We start from the raw sequence: 14,181 nt of genomic DNA, 5'->3' as shown, positions 1-14,181 counted from the left end.
ACGCGGCCTTCGCGCCTGAAGGGGTGAAGTCCCCCAGTTCAACCTCACCACTTCAGGTGCGCACGGACCACCTTGCCGGACCGGTCTTGTGAAAACCTTGTACGCGCGACTCAGTCCCGGCGCGCGTCCAGCGCCGCGGCCTCTTCCGGCGTGGGCGCGGTGCCGCCGAGGTGCGCGGGCGCCCACCAGGCGCCGGGCTCGGTCGGGTAGCCGGCCTGCGCGGTGTCCAGCAGGTCCTGCATCCGCTTGCGCAGCAGACCGTCGCCGGAGTCATCGGGGGAGGCCTCGAACGGCTCTCCGATGAGGATGGTGATCGGCACGTGCCGCTGGGTGAGGTTCTTGGGACGGCCCTTGGTCCACAGGCGCTGGGTGCCCCACAACGCCATGGGGATGAGCGGTACGCCGGCCTCGTGCGCCAGGCGGTTCGCGCCGGACTTGATGTCCTTGACCGTGAACGAACGGCTGATGGTGGCCTCGGGGAAGATCCCGACCACCTCGCCGGTGCGGAGCGCGGACAGGGCCTGCTGGTAGGAGGCCTGGCCCGCGCTCCGGTCGACGGGGATGTGGTGCATGCCGCGCATGAGCGGGCCTGCGATCTTGTTGGCGAAGATCTCGTGCTTCGCCATGAACCGCGTGAGGCGCCCCGATGGGCGCGCCCCGAAGCCCGCGAAGATGAAGTCGAGGTAGCTGACGTGGTTCGACGCCAGCACCGCTCCACCCGTGCGCGGGACGTGGTGCGCCCCTTCGACGGTGATCCGCAGGTCCAGCACCCTGAACATGAGCTTCGCTGCGGCGATCACCGGGGGATATACGCGATCCGACATGCTTCCGAACGGTAGCCGTAAACGCTACTGACCGGTAGCGGCCCTTTCGTTGTCTCGGATGACCCTCGGCACACCCGCGAGGTCCTCGTCGTTGCACAGCAACTTGAGGTCGTAGTACGGGTTGCCCTTGGTGTCGTCGTAGTCGAGATGAACTGCGATGACGTCCACGGGCTCGCCCAGCCAGTCCTGCGTCTGCCGCAGCCAGGCGGCGGCGCGTTCGAGGGCAGTGGGCAGATCATCGTCTCGGAATTCGACCGGCCGGTAGGGAACTCCCTGGACACCGTCCCGGTTGTTCGTCGGCAAGGGCAGGTCGACGGCCACCCCGGATTCGCTGAGATCGAGTTGGATCGTTTCCTCACTCACTGTAGAAGAGTCCCCCACCCTCACCTGCCCTGCAAGCCCGAATCTGGGTAGGGGTGTGAGTGTTGTCTCCCACGTCACGTGGGGCGCTTCAAGAACGCGATGTCGCGCTTCACCTTCGTGATCCGGTTGTGGGTGGGCATGAGCACGTGCGACAGAGCCGCCAGCAGCTGCTCCAGATCCTCGATCGCCCCTTCGGCGTCACCGGCCTTGTAGCGCAGGTTGGCGAGCAGCTGCCTGGTCTCCAGGACGTCGGCGTGCTCGGGACCGAGGACGCGGACCTGGTCGCGCAGCAGGGGCTCGCAGACGCCGATGGCCTTGCTGACCTGTCCGGCCGTGCCGAGCACCCTCGCCAGGTTCAGCCGGACGTCGAGCGTCCGCGGGTGGTCCGCGCCCGCGGCGGCCGTGTGGTCCTTGACGAGTGCCCTGAAGTCGGTCACCGCGCCCCGGAAATCGCCCGCGTGCGCCCTGGCCTCGGCCAGGTTGTTTCTGCTGGTCAGGGCGTCGGGATGATCGTCGCCGAGGGTGGCCACGAGCTCTTCCAGTTCTCGGACGGAGGGCACGACTTGATCCTATCGAGCAGCGCGTCTCCCACCGGTTGAGCCTTCCGGGAAAACTCCCTCGCTTCGAACGGCCGTGCGAGCAACCATTCCTTCTATGTACGACATCCGTTTCGCCGAACCTGGCGACCTCGGCGCCACGATGGCGCTGCTGGTCCGGCTCCAGGCCGACAACGCGCACCACATCGGTTACCTCGGTGAGACAAGCGAAGAGCTCCGCGCGGAGCTCGCCGAGTTCGAGCCCAGCTGGGCCGACTGCACGGTGGTCGCCGTCGACGCCGACGACAACATCACCGGCATGCTCAGCGTGGAGATCGACTCGGAGCTCGGCCGCGCGTGGCTGCACGGACCGTTCGTCGACGTACCGGTCAACCACCCCGCGGGCAGCCGCATCTGGGATCAGACCGCCGACGCGATGTTCCGCCGCGCCACCGAGCTCCTCACCGGCGTCACCGATCTGGAGCTGTACGGGCACACCGCCCACCGACGACTGGCGGCGTTCGCCGAACGGCACGGCTTCTCAGCCGGCAAGGCGAGCGCCATCCACATACTGGACAACGGGGATCTGCGCACGTTGCTGCTGAGGGACGCGAAGTGCCCCAGCGAGCGTGAGATGCGCGTCCTCCCGACTGATCCGTTCGTGCACGAAGCCGTTGCGGTGCTGCACGAACGATGTTTCCCGCGGACGTACTTGTCCGGTAAACAACTCGTCGAATCCAAACCGGAGACCCGCACGGTCGTCGTCGCGATGGACGGCCAACGCGTGCTCGGGTACGCAGCGGGTAAAGCCCAACCCGAGGAGTACTACATCGATTTCGTGGCCGTCGAACCCGATGTTCGCGGCCAGGGCGTGGGCGCCGCACTCGTCACCGAACTGCTGTGGAAGCTCGCGGCGGAACACGGTGCCCGGCCGCAGGCCGCCGCGTCGATCCACTCCGGCAACGAGTCGTCGCAGAAGATGTTCGCCCGCCTAGGCTTTCGCCTTCACATCGAGCTCGTCGCCTACCGCCACACCGCGTGAATGCCGCAATGACAGCAATCCACCGACGAGCAGGGTGACCGCCACCCCCAGGGGCGTGTTCCACCAGCCGGTCAGGGACTTCCGGGTCGCGTCGGCCTTCGCGAAGTCGATCGTCGGCGTGCTGCCGACGAACTTGACCCCGAGAATCACGAAACCGACGACGAGCACCGTCGACACGAACGCGATGATCGCGTCCACCTGCGTGACGCGCTTGAAGATGAGGCCGAGGAGGAAGGCCCCGAGCAGCGCACCGTAGGTGTAGCCGGCGATGCCCAGCGCCTGCACCACGATCGGATCTGCCGTGGTCTTGTTCGAGGAGGCGAACAGGCCCGCGCAGACGATCAGCAGGGCCGCCCACACCAGGGTCCAGACCCGGCCGTGGCGCAGGCGTTCGTCGTCGGTCATCGGGGTCTTGCGGATGCGTTCGTAGATGTCCGTGACCGTGCTGGAAGCCAAGGCGCCCAACGACGACGACAGCGCGGCCGCGAGGATGCCGGCGATCACGAAGCCGGACAGTCCGCTCGGCAGGTCGTTGACGATGAAGTGGGCGAAGAGCTCGTCCTTGTTGTTGAGCTTGAGGTCCTTCACCGGGTCGACGCCGTTGTAGAACGCCCACATCATCACGCCGATGACGAGGAAGAACGCGAACTGCAGGAAGACCACGAAGCCGGACGCGATCAACGCCTTCTGCGCGGACTTCACGTCCTTCGTGGCCATCAGCCGTTGCACGATCAGCTGGTCCGCGCCGTGCGAGGCCATCGACAGCAGCGCACCACCGAAGAACGCCGCGATGAACGGGAAGGAGCCCGTCAGCGGGGACGAGGTGAAGTCGAAGATCTGGAACTTGTTCAGGTCCGCGGCCTTGCTGAACCAGCCGTCCGGCAGCTGACCGGCCAGCACCCAGATCACCACGACGCCACCGAGGACGTACCAGAGCATCTGGATGGCGTCGACCCACACGACCGCACGCACGCCGCCGAAGAAGCTGTAGAACACCATCGCGATGCCGAGCGCCACCACGATCGCCCAGTACGACGCCGTGATCCCGTACTCGGCGAGCACGACCTTGATCGGGATGGCCGTCGCGAACAGCCGGATGCCGTCCGCGAGCAGGCGCGTGAAGAGGAACGTGACGGACGCCGTGGCGCGCATGCCGTTGCCGTACCGCTTGCCCAGGAACGCGTACGCCGTGACGAGGTCACCGGCGATGTAGCGCGGCAGCAGCACGAAGCTGACGATGATCCGGCCGACGATGTAGCCGAGCGCGAGCGTCAAGTACGTCATGCCGCCCTGCGCGGGCGTCGCCATGTAGGCGATCACCGGCACGCTCAGGACGGTGAGCGTCGAGGTTTCCGCGGACACGACCGACAGGCAGACGACCCACCACGAGATGCGCTTCTCGCTGACGAAGTAGTCGGTGGACGACTTCTGCCTGCCGCCGATCCACGTGCCGATCAACGGCATGCCGACGAGGAACAGGGCGATGATCGCCAGGTCTAGTCCGCGCACGTCGCTTCCCCCACTTTCAGCTTGGTCACGGTGGTGGTGACGGGCTCAGGCAACCTGAGCGGCCCGTTGCCGGGCGTGATGCTCCCGAGCAGCCGCGGTCCGGACGCGCCGGTCGCGGACGGCGTGTTGCCGGCGATCCCGTGCCACGTCAGGAATCCGAGCAGGGCGGCGAGGTAGGCCTCCTTGCCGTCCCTCGGCAGGCCCAGCGAGTCGCTGATCTTGAGCGGGATCGGGTCGAGCGCCTTCGTGAGCGCCTCGACGAGCACCGGGTTGCGCATCCCGCCACCGGACGCGACCACCACGCTCGCGTCGTGCGCCCGGCAGGCGTCCGCGATGGTGCGGGCGGTCAGCTCCGCGAGGGTCCTGAGCATGTCCTCGGCCGGCACCGTCGGGAACCCCCGCAGGTACTCGGCGTTGAAGAGCTCCTTGCCCGTCGACTTGGGCCAGGGCTTCGCGTAGTACGGGTCGGCGAGGAGCTTCTTGAGGATGTCTTCTCTGGTGTGGCCACGTCTGGCGAACTCGCCGTTGGTGTCCTGGCGCCTCTGGCCGTGGGAGATGACCTCCATGACGGCGTCCATCAGCGCGTTGCCGGGGCCTGTGTCGTACGCGATCGGCGGACTGCCCGGTCTGACGACGGTGATGTTCGCGATGCCGCCGATGTTCAGCGCGACCGCGGGGGCGTCACCGGCCAGCCAGAGCGCGTCGAGCGTGCTCGCCAGCGGCGCTCCCTGGCCTCCCGCGGCGACGTCCCGCACCCGGAGGTCCGCGACGACCGGGACACCGGTCCGTTCGGCGATCCAGGCCGGCTGCCCGAGCTGCAGCGTGCCGAGGCAGTCGCCGTCCTGCACTTCGTGGTGGACGGTCTGCCCGAGCGAGCTGATCAGGTCGGCCGGCAGATATCCGGCGGCGACTTCACCGAAAGCCTGCCCGAGCGACGTGTCGAAGGCGCACACTTCAGCGAGGTCCCGGGGTTTCTCCAGCAGGTCCTTCGGGAACGGGTGCTCGGCGTGCTGCACCGGCACGAGTTCGACAACGTCACCGCTGATCGACAGGTCGGCGACGGCCACGTCGATGCCGTCCATCGACGTGCCGGAAATCAGTCCGATCACCCTCACGACGTGTGGTCTATTCCACACCGTGGCCGGGCGCAAGAGCTTTGGTGAAATTTTCGCCTAATTGAGCAATATGTGGTTGACAGGTCACATGCGGGCCTGTGAAACCATGAGCCCGTGCCGACGTCTTCCCTTGTCCTGATCCTCGTCGTGGTGGCGGTCGTCCTGATCGCCGCGCTGGTGACCGGCGTGGTGCTGACGCGTCGCCGTCGCATCAGCCTGACCCAGAAGGACGAGGCGCCCCGGTCAGGTAGTTACCAGGCCTCGTCCGGCTTCACGCTCACTCCTGCCGCCCCGGAGGCGTCCTCTGCCGAGGCGGTCGAGGGGGCGGAGGTCGCCGAGGACACCGCGCCGGTCGAGCATCCGGTCGCCGAGCGGACCGAGGTCGACGGGCAGCCAGGCGTTGGCGACGACGCCTCGGTGCCGCGAGACTCGGTGAAGCGCGGGTTCGTCGAGGTCGACCTGCCGGAAGAGGCTTCCGAGGTCGAGGAGATCGAGCCGACCGCGGGGCGGCTGGAGCGGCTGCGCGGGAAGTTGTCGAAGTCGCGCAACGCGTTCGGGACCTCGCTGCTGGGCTTGCTGGGGGCCGGCGACCTGGACGAGGACTCGTGGCAGGACGTCGAGGACACGCTGCTGATCGCTGACCTCGGGGCGGCCACGACCACGGAGATCGTGGAGACGCTGCGCTCGAAGATCGCTTCGGCTGGGGTGCGGACTGAGGCTGAGGCGGCCGCGTTGCTGCGCTCGGTGCTGGTGGATGCGCTGGGGCCGAAGATGGATCGGTCTCTGAAGGCGTTGCCGCACGCTGGTAAGCCCGCTGTGCTGCTGGTGGTGGGCGTGAATGGCGTTGGTAAGACGACTACCACCGGCAAGCTGGCGCGCGTGCTCGTGGCTGATGGACGCACCGTGTTGTTGGGTGCGGCGGATACTTTCCGGGCTGCTGCGGCTGATCAGTTGGAGACCTGGGGCAAGAGGGTCGGTGCTGAGACTGTGCGCGGACCCGAGGGCGGCGACCCGGCTTCTGTTGCTTTTGAGGCTGTCAAGCGAGGCGTGGAGACCGGGGTCTCCACCGTGCTGGTCGACACCGCGGGGCGGCTGCACACCAAAAAGGGCCTGATGGATGAGCTTGGCAAGGTCAAGCGCGTCGTTGAGAAGCAGGCTGTCGTCGACGAGGTTCTGCTGGTGCTGGATGCGACTACTGGGCAGAACGGGTTGACGCAGGCTCGGGTGTTCGCTGAGCAGGTCGACATCACCGGGATCGTGCTGACCAAGCTGGACGGCACGGCCAAGGGCGGCATCGTGTTCCAGGTGCAGCGCGAGTTGGGTGTCCCGGTGAAGCTCGTGGGCCTCGGTGAAGGGGCTGACCACCTGGCGCCGTTCGAGCCGGGCGCCTTTGTGGACGCACTTCTCGGCTGATCTTGTCGGCTGTCTGAGCACGTTGTGACGCAGGGGTTCCCAGTTGGGGACCCCTGCGTCAGTTCGCGGCCTGGTCTGCCAGGCGCTTCGCGATGGCCAGCACCTCGGGGAGGATGCGGTTCACGGCGTCCTTGGTGAGGCGTCCCTCTGGGCCTGAGACTGATACTGCGGCCAGGGTTGGGCCGCCGATCACCGGTACCGCGATGCAGCGCACGCCCAGTTCCTGTTCGGACTCGTCGAGTGCGTAGCCGCGCGCTGAGATCTCGTCCAGCGAGTCGAGCAGTTCGGTCGCGTCCGTGATGGTGTTCGACGTGTACGCGGGCAGGCCGGTGCGGTCCAGCAGTGCGCGGACGTCGTCGCGGGGGAGTTGCGACAGCATTGCTTTGCCCACGCCTGTGCCGTGCGGGAGCAGGCGGCGGCCTACCTCGGTGAACATGCGCATCGAGTGCTTTGAGGGGACTTGGGCCACGTAGACGACCTCGTCGCCGTCCAGGACCGCAAGGTTTGCGGTTTCCTCTACTGAGTCAACTAGTTGCGAGAGGAAAGGGCGGGCCCAGGTGCCGTATTGCCGGGAGGCGGTTTCGCCCAGGCGGATCAGGCGGGAGCCGAGGGTGTAGCGGCGGTTGCTGTTCTGGCGGACGTAGCCCAGCGTGACGAGGGTGCGGATGAGACGGTGGATCGTCGGGAGGGGGAGGCCTGAGGCGGTGGCCAGTTCGGAGAGGGAGGCTTCGCCTCCTGCGTCGGCTAGGCGTTCTAGCAGGTCGAACGCCCTTTGCAACGACTGCACGCCACCTGTCGACACGTGCGACTCCTCTCGTTGCAGTTCCGCAATGCAAAAACTATAGTCCACACAGCAAAACCGAGAGAGGTGGATCCAGGTGCAGGTCCTCACTGACGAGGCTCTTGAGTTCGTGGCGAAGCTGCACGAGGCGCATGCCGCCCGCCGGGACGAGTTGCTCGCCCTGCGCAAGGAGCGGCGGCCCCTTGGATTCCTCGAGGAGACACGAAGCATCCGCGACGGTGAGTGGCAGGTGGCGGAAGCGCCTGAGGCGCTGCGGGACCGGCGGGTGGAGATCACCGGGCCCACCGAGCGGAAGATGACGATCAACGCGCTCAACTCGGGTGCGAAGGTGTGGCTGGCGGATCTTGAGGACGCCAACACGCCGCACTGGGACAACGTCGTGCAGGGTCAGGTGAACCTGTACGAGGCGGCGCGCGAGACGATCGCGTTCACCTCGCCGGAGGGCAAGGAGTACTCGCTCAAGGGCGGGCCGTACCCGACGATCGTCGTGCGGCCGCGTGGATGGCACCTCGACGAGCGGAACCTTCAGTTCGGTGGCAAGAACGCTGTTGGCGCGCTCGTGGACTTCGGGCTGCACTTCTTCCACAACGCCGAGTTGGGTAAGCCCTACTACTACCTGCCGAAGATGGAGTCGCATCTTGAGGCACGGCTGTGGAACGACGTGTTCACCACGGCGCAGAAGCTGAAGGGCGTTCCGCACGGCACCATCAGGGCGACGGTGCTCATCGAGACGATTCCGGCCGCGTTCGAGATGGAGGAGATCCTCTACGAACTGCGCGACCACGCGTCGGGGCTCAACGCCGGTCGGTGGGACTACCTGTTCAGCGTCATCAAGTACTTCCGGGACGCGGGGGCGGACTTCGTGCTGCCGGACCGCAACAGCGTGACGATGACGGCGCCGTTCATGCGCGCGTACACCGAGCTTCTGGTGAAGACGTGTCACAAGCGCGGGGCGTTCGCCATGGGTGGCATGGCGGCGTTCATTCCCAACCGGCGTGATCCCGAGGTCACGGAGAACGCGCTGCGCAAGGTGCGTGAGGACAAGACGCGCGAGGCGACGGACGGCTTCGACGGGTCGTGGGTGGCGCACCCGGACCTGGTGCCGATCTGCCGTGAGATCTTCGACGGTGTGCTGGGGGACAAGCCCAACCAGATCGACAAGCAGCGGCCGGAGGTCGAAGTCACGGGTGCGCAGCTGCTGGACTTCAAGTCCGCGGGTGGTGGAGCGACTCGCGCGGGGCTGGAAAGCGCCGTTGACGTCGGTGTGCGGTACATCGCGTCCTGGCTGGGTGGCAACGGGGCGGCGGCGATCCACAACCTGATGGAGGACGCGGCCACGGCCGAGATCTCGCGCAGCCAGATCTGGCAGTGGATCAACAACAAGGTCGTGCTGGACGACGGCACGCAGGTCACGGCCGACGCGGTGCGGGAAGTGCTGGCGCGGGTGGGGAACGAGGTCGAGGGCCCGCACGTCGCGGCGGCTGTCGAGCTGTTCGAACAGGTCGCGTTGTCCGAGGACTTCGTCGACTTCCTGACGCTGCCGGCGTACGAGCGCATCTGATGTACGAGACATCGCTGTCCCCGGACGACGTGGCGCGGGTGACCGCGCGGTTGTCCACTGTGGAACGCAGCTGGCCGGTGGGGCGTCAGCCCGTGCACACGTGTTACGTGCCCGCCGGTCGCATCATCGGGACCACGATCGGCGACTGGGGGCGGGAGGCGCTGGAGTCGATCGAGCCGGACCTCCTGCCGGAACTGCCGGAGGGCGTGCTCGAGCGCGTTCAGGCGAAGTTGCGGCGCGAGCCGATCGAGGACCTGCGGATCGACTTCGAGGACGGCTACGGCGCGCCCGAGGACGACGTCGAGGACATGGACGCCGAGAGCACGGCGAACCTCGTGTCCCGCTGGCTCTCGGAAGGCGTCGCGCCGCCGTCGTTCGGGGTGCGGATCAAGTCGTTCGACACCAAGGCGTTGCGCGAGCGCGGGCTGCGCACGTTGGACATCTTCCTGACAGCATTGGGAGAGGTTCCACCAGGTTTTGTCATCACTTTCCCGAAGGTGACATCTGTCGACCAGGTCGAGGTGTTCGGCGAGGTGCTCGACCTCTTCGAGAAGGATCTGAAGTTCGAGATCCAGGTCGAGACCACGCAGTCCGTTGTGGATGGTGAGGGGCGGCTGGCGATCCCGCGGTTCATCGAGGCGGGCCGCGGCCGGGTGACAGGTCTGCACTTCGGCACCTACGACTACACGGCGGGCTGCGGGTTGTCCGCGGCCCAGCAGCACTTGGCGCACGGCGCGTGTGACTTCGCGCGGCACGTCATGCAGGTCTGTGCTGCTGGAACGGGTGTGCGGCTGTCCGACGGCTCCACCAACGTGCTGCCCGTCGGTGATCAGAAGGAACACGGCTGGGACACGCACTACCGGCTCGTGCGACGGTCGCTGGAACACGGTTTCTACCAGGGTTGGGATCTGCACCCGGCACAATTGGTGACACGTTATGCGGCCGTTTACGCGTTCTACCGCGAGGGTTTGGACGCGGACGCCGCGAGGCTGAAGTCCTATGTGCAGCGCGTCTCGGGAGGCGTTCTGGACGAACCCGCGACCGCCCAGGCGTTGTCGTCGTTCTTCCTCCGAGCGGTGGACTGCGGTGCACTCGATCCGGTGGAAGTGCAGGTGGCGACAGGTCTGGACGAGTCAGCACTGAAGGGGCTCGTCGCACGATCGGTCTGACCGGGTCATCACCCGTTCGTGTGGTTCTGTCAATGGGTGTCGAATGTTGTCGGCGATGGGTGCAGGGTGGCTGGCATGAGCATGCGTGCTGGCCTTTGGACCGGGCTACCCGACCTCGACGCGGCGGAGCACAAGTATCAGGTCGTCGCGTGCGAAGCGGATGTGGACACGTTGATCGGCCTGCTCGGCAGGCCGGAGTGCAACGACGGTTCGCTCGACCACTTCGGGCGGGCACTCACCGCCGAGGGCGATCCCGACCACAACGTCGTGCTCGCCGTGCGCGGTGGGTGGGGCTACATGTACTACGTCGACAACAGCTTCATGGGCTGGCCGAAGGGGTCGGAAGAAGCCCCGTACGTCAACGAGAAGTACACGGACTTCCCGCCTGGCGTTGGGGTGCCGCTCAAGCTGTACAAGCAGTTGCTCATCGAGTTCATGACCACCGGCGAACGCCCGACAGGTGTCGACTGGTACTCCGAGGCGGATCTCTTCCACTCGTGGCGTGACCAGCAGATGGCCCTGCGCACCACCGAGAACCGGTGACCTCAGGAGACTTCCGGATTGGGAAGTTGTTCCACGGCAACGCGGAACGACTCGTTGGCGGCCACCACTGCCACGCACGACTTCATGCTCCGGACGCTCGGGTTTGCCCCCAGTGCCCTCGTGCAGTCCCCTGCGACGGTCTCCGATTGGTCCTTCACGTAGTTGATTTTCACTTCGCGCGGGCGGTTAGGCAGTGATGCCAGCGCGGGCACGTCCTCCGGCTTGACCAGCACGGCTGCTCCGTCGCACTCCGCCATGTCGTTGAGCAGCTTCGAAGTCAGCTGTGCGCGCCGCAGGTCGAAACTCAGCCCGAGTCGACGGGCGGCCCTCAAATCCGTGCAGAGATCGGCCTCGACGTCATCGACGAGAGCCTCGGCGGGTGGTACGAGCTCCGCTTTCGTCTTCGGTCGGTTCAGCCAGGTCAGCGCGGCACGATCGCCCTGTTCCCTAGCCCGTGCGCGGAAGTCTTCGTCGTTCAGCGAGACGACTTGAGTCGAGGTGTTTCCCTCACCTATTACGCGCGACGACGCGACGTCCAAGGCCACTGCCGAGTAACCGTAGATCCGGGTCCCCCGCAATACTGAGTCCTGCCACGCTCTCTGCAGGAAGAGGTCGAGCAGATCGGCGGCTTCCGGGCCGTCGTTCCCCTCCAGATCGGCGTAGACGAACGAGATGCTGACGGTGCCCCTGCTCACCTGCTGGGCCGCGGCGATGCCCACCAGGACTTCGTGCCACTCGGTCGGCGGCATCAGATCGAACTCGCCGACGATGGACACGGCGCCGTATCCGGACCTGATGGAATCCATGGCCTGTGACTGCTGTGCCTTGATGTCCGCCAGGACCTGGGCGTTGGCCAGACCTCGTTGCAGGTCTCGTTCCCAATCCTGCAGGTCGATCCGCGCGAAGCACGCGCTGTCCTGACCGATCGCCGCGCGTGTCATGCGAGCGTCGACTTCGGCCCAGCCGGTCACACGGCACGGTGCGGGCCTCCCCGACCACGCTGCACCAGCGACGAGCGTGAATAGGAGCAGTGCGGTGGCACCGATTCCGATGATCCGAGGCCAGGGGCGACCGTGCGCCGGTCCGCCGCGCGCCGCTGTGGCGACGAGCCTTTCCTGGAGCAGCACGTGGCCGAACTGGTGTGCGCTGCCGGAACGGCGCAGCAGGCCGAGCTGCGTCGCGTCGCTGACGAACTGCCGATAGCTCCACGGAAGGCGGTGGCCCACCACGAGTTTCGCCCTTGTCATCACCAGGCGAGGCCATGCTCGGGTTGCCGACAGCATGAGTGCGAACAGGATCGCGACGAGCGCACTGGCTCCGAACATCTCGGTGTAGTTCACCGCCACCCAGGCCTGGCCGTCGCCCCAGGGCGGCATCTCGAGGTCGGTGACGGTGTTCAACCCCATCGACCGGGCGAGCCGTTGCCCGACATGTGCGCCGAACTCCAGGGTGATCGTGGTGCTCAGGACAGCGAGTGAGCCGATGACCAGACCCGCGGTGGTCGCGGCCAGGAAGGTCGAGATTCTTTCCTGTCGCAGGTCCTGTCGCGCGGTGGCGGCGACGCGTGTGGCCGCGGCGTGTTCGACGAGCATCTCGTGCAGGCCGATACCCAGACCGGACACGAGCGCCAACGCCGTTGTCGAGCAGAAGAGGGAGGAGGTCTCGATCACTCCTCCGGCGGAGTACAGGTTCGCGTCCGTGGCCACGAGAACGAGCACGAAGCCCGGGACGAGCACCGCGACGAAGCCGACGGTCATGCCTCGGTAGAAACCGCGCACGCGCCGGCGGGCCTGGTCGGGACGTGCTCGCGGCAGAGGGCGGCGCCGGAAGGCCAGCCACGTGGCCGCCCCGATCGCGCCCAGGACCACCGACGTCCACGGTGACTTGTCGGTCAGCAGCGAGACGGGGGTCGTTCGTTGGCTGATCAACAGGCCGAAACGTTCTTTCGAGGGCAGCGCGGCTGACGTCAGGAGCAGCAGGAACCCACCCAGGACGACGGCCACGACCAGCGGTGTCGCCGCAGAACCCGCGCGATATGCGAGCTTGCGCCAGGTGATGTCCCGTTCGTCGTGCTCGTGCATGTGCTGGGCGAGGAAGGTCAGCCACTTCCTGGCCTGCTGCGGCGACCATCCGGAGCCAGATCGTTGCGCCGGGCGGGCGGTGTCCAGCCGCATGTCGACGATGTGGTCCTCGACGGAGTGCCTGCTGCCGAACTTCGTCTCGTCGAGCAGTTCGGTGGGATCGCGATCGAGGTAGGTGGCGGTGAACAGCGAGAGCATCAGCGGTGTGCTCAACGCGGTCGCGAGCGGTCCGATCGGGCGTTTCTCGATATGACGCACGACATCAGCCCAGGCGGGAACCGCTTTCAGGCGGCTGAGAACGTCCCTGGGCGTCACCGGGAGCACCTCGACGGCAGGGGCGCGGAGAAGCGCGGGAGCGCCGCCCGTGAGCACGTCCTCGTACTCGGCGGTGCGGCAGGTGACGACGAGTGTCCGGTCGCCCGTGAGTGTGTCGTTGATGCGCCGGACAGCAAGACGCCGCAGGTGTTCTGGCAGTTCATCGAGCCCGTCGAGCACAGGCAGCAGCCGCCGAGCCGTGAGCAGCTTCGCCGGTGTGTGGTGTGCTCCGGAGTAGTAGGTGTTAGCGATGGTGTCGATGATCCAGTCGTCGAGGCTGTCGACGACCGGATCCCACGACGACATCGAGAGGTACACCGCAATTGGTTTGGCCTCGCTCCAGTGCCGGAGCAGCCCGACCGCCAGCGCGATCGCGATGAACGTCTTGCCCGCGCCCGGCTCCCCGAGCACGACCATCCGCTTCTTGCCCGCGGGCTGGTCGAACCGCCGGGCCAGCTGCTTCGCCGCCTCGTCGGGGTCGCCCTCGAACCTGCCGTCGAGTGGTGACGGGCCCGTCCCGCCGTACTTCCGCCACTCGAGCGGAATCGTGCGCTCGTGGGGAGAACGCTGCACCCGGTTGCGGAGTTCGGGCTCCCACTCGGTGAGCAATCGCATCCGCAGGTCTTCGATCGCCTCGTCCACCAGCGGCACGGCGTCCTGCCTGCGCAGGTGGTCGAACAGAGCGAGGAACAGCGTGACGATCGTGGCGATGCCCGACAGGATGCTGGCGTAGGAGTCGTTGTCCTGCAACGACCGCGTCAGCAGCGTGACGAAGACCCCGAGGCTGACGAGCACGACCGCGAAACGGGCGAGGCTCAGCAGAACGTCTCGCCGGGATCTGCCAGGTGAGGTCACGCCCACCAGATCGTGGCGCTGATTCGGGCTGTTACCGCGCCGCGATGCGCCGT

The 14,181-nt window shown here is 66.8% G+C and carries 12 protein-coding genes; 5 read left to right on the top strand and 7 right to left on the bottom strand.

Features of this window, described 5'->3' with window-relative positions:
• Positions 1-110: 110 nt before the first annotated feature.
• The 3 genes from SK803_RS33645 to SK803_RS33635 form a co-directional block, all read right to left on the bottom strand.
• The gene (locus SK803_RS33645; protein WP_319970213.1) at positions 111-824 is read right to left on the bottom strand and encodes a lysophospholipid acyltransferase family protein; all 714 of its coding nucleotides are present in this window, start codon (positions 822-824) and stop codon (positions 111-113) included.
• Between the two features lie 24 nt (positions 825-848).
• Complete coding sequence (locus SK803_RS33640) at positions 849-1,187, bottom strand: hypothetical protein (protein WP_319970212.1); 339 nt, start codon at positions 1,185-1,187, stop codon at positions 849-851.
• Between the two features lie 74 nt (positions 1,188-1,261).
• Positions 1,262-1,747, bottom strand: a complete 486-nt coding sequence (locus tag SK803_RS33635) for a tetratricopeptide repeat protein (RefSeq protein ID WP_319970210.1) — start codon at positions 1,745-1,747, stop codon at positions 1,262-1,264.
• 94 nt (positions 1,748-1,841) lie between these two features.
• Here SK803_RS33635 and SK803_RS33630 point away from each other — a divergent pair, with 94 nt between their 5' ends.
• Positions 1,842-2,765, top strand: coding sequence for a GNAT family N-acetyltransferase (locus tag SK803_RS33630; RefSeq protein WP_319970209.1), 924 nt, complete (start codon positions 1,842-1,844; stop codon positions 2,763-2,765).
• On the opposite strand, the gene SK803_RS33625 is transcribed toward SK803_RS33630, so the two are convergent.
• Together SK803_RS33625 and SK803_RS33620 are read right to left on the bottom strand one after the other, a co-directional pair.
• Complete coding sequence (locus SK803_RS33625) at positions 2,715-4,274, bottom strand: sodium:solute symporter (RefSeq protein ID WP_319970208.1); 1,560 nt, start codon at positions 4,272-4,274, stop codon at positions 2,715-2,717. The two genes, SK803_RS33630 and SK803_RS33625, sit on opposite strands and share 51 nt — an antisense overlap.
• On the bottom strand, positions 4,262-5,389 hold the full coding sequence (locus SK803_RS33620; RefSeq protein WP_319970207.1) for an anhydro-N-acetylmuramic acid kinase: 1,128 nt from the start codon (positions 5,387-5,389) through the stop codon (positions 4,262-4,264). The genes SK803_RS33625 and SK803_RS33620 overlap by 13 nt, the downstream gene beginning before the upstream one ends.
• A 114-nt stretch (positions 5,390-5,503) precedes the next feature.
• Here SK803_RS33620 and ftsY point away from each other — a divergent pair, with 114 nt between their 5' ends.
• Entirely contained in the window at positions 5,504-6,802 is a 1,299-nt protein-coding gene (gene ftsY, locus SK803_RS33615) for a signal recognition particle-docking protein FtsY (protein ID WP_319970205.1), read from the top strand.
• 58 nt (positions 6,803-6,860) lie between these two features.
• Here ftsY and SK803_RS33610 read toward each other — a convergent pair whose 3' ends face one another.
• Entirely contained in the window at positions 6,861-7,604 is a 744-nt protein-coding gene (locus SK803_RS33610; RefSeq protein ID WP_319970204.1) for an IclR family transcriptional regulator, read from the bottom strand.
• Positions 7,605-7,680: 76 nt separating this feature from the next.
• Between SK803_RS33610 and aceB the strand changes: the two genes are divergently transcribed.
• From aceB to SK803_RS33595, 3 genes are all read left to right on the top strand, one after another.
• Positions 7,681-9,165 carry a malate synthase A gene (aceB, locus tag SK803_RS33605; RefSeq protein ID WP_319970203.1) on the top strand — a complete coding sequence of 495 codons (1,485 nt, stop codon included), beginning with the start codon at positions 7,681-7,683 and terminating at the stop codon, positions 9,163-9,165.
• Positions 9,165-10,334, top strand: coding sequence for a DUF6986 family protein (locus SK803_RS33600; RefSeq protein WP_319970202.1), 1,170 nt, complete (start codon positions 9,165-9,167; stop codon positions 10,332-10,334). The genes aceB and SK803_RS33600 overlap by 1 nt, the downstream gene beginning before the upstream one ends.
• A 75-nt stretch (positions 10,335-10,409) precedes the next feature.
• Positions 10,410-10,877 carry an Imm1 family immunity protein gene (locus SK803_RS33595; protein WP_319970200.1) on the top strand — a complete coding sequence of 156 codons (468 nt, stop codon included), beginning with the start codon at positions 10,410-10,412 and terminating at the stop codon, positions 10,875-10,877.
• Positions 10,878-10,879: 2 nt separating this feature from the next.
• Here the strand turns inward: SK803_RS33595 and SK803_RS33590 are convergent, their stop codons facing one another.
• A complete protein-coding gene (locus SK803_RS33590; protein ID WP_319970198.1) occupies positions 10,880-14,128 on the bottom strand; it encodes an NACHT domain-containing protein in 3,249 nt (1,082 codons plus the stop codon).
• Positions 14,129-14,181: the final 53 nt, after the last annotated feature.

The organism is Lentzea miocenica (assembly GCF_033949945.1).
Lineage (GTDB): Bacteria > Actinomycetota > Actinomycetes > Mycobacteriales > Pseudonocardiaceae > Lentzea > Lentzea miocenica.
The sequence above is the reverse complement of the archived record's forward strand: the minus strand, read 5'-3'. Positions and strand labels throughout refer to the sequence as shown.